Origin of the sequence: Cronobacter sp. EKM101R (assembly GCF_963888145.1) — a bacterium.
Classification (GTDB): Bacteria; Pseudomonadota; Gammaproteobacteria; order Enterobacterales; family Enterobacteriaceae; genus Cronobacter; species Cronobacter turicensis.
Genome location: NZ_CAWPHW010000024.1, coordinates 1 through 4,140, shown reverse-complemented (window position 1 = coordinate 4,140; position 4,140 = coordinate 1). Strand labels below are relative to the sequence as shown.

At 49.4% G+C, this 4,140-nt stretch carries 3 protein-coding genes and 3 tRNA genes; 5 read left to right on the top strand and 1 reads right to left on the bottom strand.

Features of this window, described 5'->3' with window-relative positions; translation table 11 throughout:
* The first annotated feature begins 263 nt into the window (after positions 1–263).
* A complete protein-coding gene (gene murB / locus AACV31_RS14970; protein ID WP_165157189.1) occupies positions 264–1,292 on the top strand; it encodes a UDP-N-acetylmuramate dehydrogenase in 1,029 nt (342 codons plus the stop codon).
* Entirely contained in the window at positions 1,289–2,251 is a 963-nt protein-coding gene (birA, locus tag AACV31_RS14965) for a bifunctional biotin--[acetyl-CoA-carboxylase] ligase/biotin operon repressor BirA (RefSeq protein WP_007766533.1), read from the top strand. Before murB ends, birA begins: the two co-directional genes overlap by 4 nt.
* 35 nt (positions 2,252–2,286) lie before the next feature.
* Here the strand turns inward: birA and coaA are convergent, their stop codons facing one another.
* The gene (gene coaA / locus AACV31_RS14960; RefSeq protein ID WP_208091710.1) at positions 2,287–3,237 is read right to left on the bottom strand and encodes a type I pantothenate kinase; all 951 of its coding nucleotides are present in this window, start codon (positions 3,235–3,237) and stop codon (positions 2,287–2,289) included.
* A 549-nt stretch (positions 3,238–3,786) separates the two neighbouring features.
* Here coaA and AACV31_RS14955 point away from each other — a divergent pair.
* The 3 genes from AACV31_RS14955 to AACV31_RS14945 all read left to right on the top strand — a co-directional run bounded on the left by AACV31_RS14955 (position 3,787) and on the right by AACV31_RS14945 (position 4,140).
* Positions 3,787–3,862: transfer RNA gene (locus AACV31_RS14955), tRNA-Thr, on the top strand.
* 9 nt (positions 3,863–3,871) lie between these two features.
* Positions 3,872–3,956 (top strand) — tRNA-Tyr (locus tag AACV31_RS14950).
* 109 nt (positions 3,957–4,065) lie between these two features.
* Positions 4,066–4,140, top strand: a tRNA-Gly gene (locus AACV31_RS14945).

Here is a 4,140-nt window from a genome sequence, read left to right as displayed (position 1 = left end):
CTCAGAAGTGAAACGCCGTAGCGCCGATGGTAGTGTGGGGCCTCCCCATGCGAGAGTAGGGAACTGCCAGGCATCAATTAAAGAACCCCTCAGCACCGCTGAGGGGTTTTTGCTTTTTTACACCTCGTTGTCCTTTCTTCATATTTGTAGCGTTCATAAATAACCTCGCTCTTTCCTCCTTTTGTATGCTCCGCCAATGTCAGAGAAGCTATAAACCTGCCAATCGGTTAAACTGTCCGGGTTTCGACCTCAGGACTAATGGCATGAATAACTCCCTTAAACCTTACAATACATTCGGAATTGATAAATGCGCGCAGCAGATCGTGACGGCGCACACTGCCAAAGCGCTGTCTGAAGCCTGGCAGCAGGCGCACGCGGCTTCCCAAACGGTTTTGATTCTGGGGGAGGGGAGCAATGTGCTGTTTCTTGATGATTTCAGCGGCACGGTTATTCTGAACCGTATTATGGGCATACAGGTCGAGGAACAGCCTGATGCCTGGTTAATACATGCCGGGGCGGGTGAGAACTGGCATCGTCTTGTCGAGTTCACGCTGGACCATAATATTGCCGGTCTTGAGAATCTGGCGCTTATTCCGGGTTGTGCTGGCTCTTCCCCTATCCAGAATATTGGCGCTTATGGCGTCGAGTTTAAACAATTCTGTCTGTATGTAGATTGTGTCGATCTGCATTCTGGCGAGTCGGTTCGTCTTGGTAACAGTGATTGTCGCTTTGGTTATCGTGACAGCATCTTCAAACATGATTATCAAAATCGCTATGCCATTACGGGTATTGGTCTGCGTCTGCCCAAACAGTGGTCGCCGGTTCTTACCTATGGCGATTTAACGCGTCTGTCACCTGATACCGTCACGCCGCGTCAGGTATTCGATGCGGTATGCCATATGCGTCGTACGAAGCTGCCCGATCCTAAAGAATATGGTAACGCTGGTAGCTTCTTTAAAAACCCGGTAATCACGGCACAAGAAGCCAGTGCGCTGTTTATACATTATCCGGATGCGCCGCGTTACCCACAAATTGACGGGCAGGTAAAACTGGCGGCAGGCTGGCTTATCGATCGCTGCGATATGAAAGGGCGTCGTGTCGGTGGCGCAGCCGTACATCGCCATCAGGCGCTTGTGCTTATCAACGAGCATAATGCGACCAGTGAGGATGTCGTAAAACTTGCGCATGAAGTCCGTCAGCGTGTTGGCGAAAAATTTAATGTCTGGCTGGAGCCTGAAGTCCGCTTTATTGGTTCGGTCGGCGAGGTGAATGCTGTGGAGACGATTGCTTGAAAGATAATACTATTCCGTTAACGCTCATTTCATTTCTTGCTGACGGCGAATTTCACTCCGGCGAGCAGCTTGGCGAAAGGCTGGGGATGAGCCGGGCAGCGATTAACAAGCATATCCAGACGCTACGTGACTGGGGTATTGACGTGTTTACGGTTCCGGGCAAAGGATATAGCCTGCCGGGCCCCATACAATTACTTAATGAATCTTTCATCCATTCTCACATCAAAACCGGGTCGGTGACGGTACTTCCGGTGATTGACTCTACAAACCAGTATTTACTGGACAGGCTTTCCGAACTCGAATCGGGCGACGCCTGTATTGCTGAATACCAGCAGGCTGGGCGTGGGCGTCGTGGCCGTAAATGGTTTTCACCGTTTGGCGCGAACCTGTATCTTTCCATGTACTGGCGTCTTGAACAGGGACCAGCCGCGGCCGTCGGTTTAAGCCTGGTTATCGGTATTGTGATGGCTGAAGTGCTTCACGAACTCGGCGCCGATCAGGTGCGGGTAAAGTGGCCTAACGATCTCTACCTTAATGACAGAAAACTGGCCGGTATTCTTGTGGAGCTTACAGGTAAAACGGGCGATGCGGCGCAGATTGTCATTGGTGCGGGTATTAATCTGGCGATGCGTCAGGTTGAAAGTGATATCGTGAACCAGGGCTGGATTAATCTTCAGGAAGCCGGGATAAAGGTCGACAGAAACGAGCTGGCTGTCAGGTTGATTGAAAAGCTGCGCGCGTCTTTGCGGGAATTTGAGCAGGAGGGTCTGGCTCCCTTTTTAACCCGCTGGGAAAAACTTGATAACTTTATTCACCGTCAGGTGAAACTGATCATCGGTGAACGAGAAATATACGGAATTTCGCGTGGTATAGATAATCAGGGCGCGTTACTGCTGGAGCAAAACGGCATTATAAAGCCCTGGGTCGGCGGCGAGATTTCATTACGCAGCGCAGAATGAAAAAAGGGAGCCTGGCTCCCTTTTTTATTGTTCCACTATTTTCGTAAGCGAACACACTCCACCGCATGGTTAGCGCTTTTTGTCATGATGAGGCTTGCTCGCTCGCGTGTTGGCAAAATGTTTTCTTTCAGGTTCAACCAGTTAATCTCTTTCCATAACTGTGTAGCGATATTAACCGCTTCATCTTCGCTCAGTTTGGCATAGTTATGGAAATAAGAGTCAGGGTCTGTGAACGCGCCCTCACGGAATTTCAAAAAGCGGTTGATATACCAGCGTTGCAGTAAATCTTCTGGCGCATCCACATAAATGGAGAAATCCACGAAGTCGGAAACAAATACATGATGCGGGTCATGAGGATAATCCATACCGCTTTGCAGGACATTGAGCCCTTCAAGAATAAGGATATCGGGTTGATTCACGACTTTATCGCCGTCGGGGATCACGTCATAAATTAAATGTGAGTAAACCGGCGCGGTGACGTCCGGAACGCCTGATTTAATATCAGAAACAAACTTAACGAGTCGGTGCATATCGTACGACTGCGGAAAGCCTTTCTTCTTCATCAGATTACGTTCTTTTAAAACAGCGTTCGGATGAAGGAAGCCATCGGTAGTAATCAGTTCAACGCGACGGTGCTCAGGCCAGCGGCTCAACAACGCCTGCAATACACGGGCAGTTGTACTTTTACCGACCGCCACGCTACCCGCTATGCTAATGATATAAGGTATGCGCTGGCCATTGGTGCCGAGAAATTGCTCAAGCACTGCCTGGCGACGTAAGTTAGAGCTAATATAAAAATTGAGCAAGCGCGACAGCGGCAGATAAATTTCCGCCACTTCTTCCAGAGAAAGGTCTTCGTTAATGCCCTTCAGGCGCGCTATTTCGCCTTCGGTTAGCGTCATCGGCACTGAATCGCGCAGGGCAGCCCACTGGCTCCGGTTAAACTGGAGATAAGGGGACGTCAAGGTTTGATCTTTATTACTCATAAGCATGCTTCTGCCTGTCATTCAGGACAAAATGAAAACCCTTTGCTCAGCGCTGTGATGCTTTCATCTTAGACCGCTTAATGGCACGCCGGGTAAGCGAGAATTTCACAATGGGCAGGAGGGTAACATCAGATTAAAAGGAATAATAAGAAAAAATCTTCCTCGCTTTCCTTTCTCCGAAAAGCATCACGCTTCTTTGCTTTAATTGTATAAAGCTTGTTCGCCTCTGTGACGTTATCTTTTCCATAGAGTAAAACAAAGCGTTAAGAGGGACGTCGCACCGTTTCCGCGCAAGCCATAAATCATAAATATTGCTGGCCCAGGCAAGGCATCAATACATGTTCGTATTGGGTTGAGACTGGCCGGTAGCATGATGTCTTGGTTGGCTTTCTCTAAGACACCGCCTGCAGGTGTGGATTATTTCATCATGAGTGGCTGAAAAGGCATCAGAAATGCGCTGTAATGCGCAAAATGTGAGCAAGAGAGCGGATTAAGCAATTTTTTTGTTGCATGCGCGCGCCGCTATTCCTAGAATGCGCGCTACTTGATGCCGGCTTAGCTCAGTAGGTAGAGCAACTGACTTGTAATCAGTAGGTCACCAGTTCGATTCCGGTAGCCGGCACCATCAAGTTCAGGTGGGGTTCCCGAGCGGCCAAAGGGAGCAGACTGTAAATCTGCCGTCACAGACTTCGAAGGTTCGAATCCTTCCCCCACCACCACTTTCGGCTTCGCAACTGCGATGCCAGAGTTGGTCGGTAAGACTGCCAGCTCAAGCAAGAAAGAATTTCTTTTTTGTACAGAAAGAACTGGGTAGCCGAGTTTCAGGATGCGGGCATCGTATAATGGCTATTACCTCAGCCTTCCAAGCTGATGATGCGGGTTCGATTCCCGCTGCCCGCTCCA

What these genes read in the sequence shown, in the direction of transcription:
- murB (WP_165157189.1), top strand. Translation starts at nt 264, where the DNA reads ATGAATAACTCCCTTAAACCTTACAATACATTCGGAATTGATAAATGC.
- coaA (WP_208091710.1), bottom strand. Translation starts at nt 3,237, where the DNA reads ATGAGTAATAAAGATCAAACCTTGACGTCCCCTTATCTCCAGTTTAAC.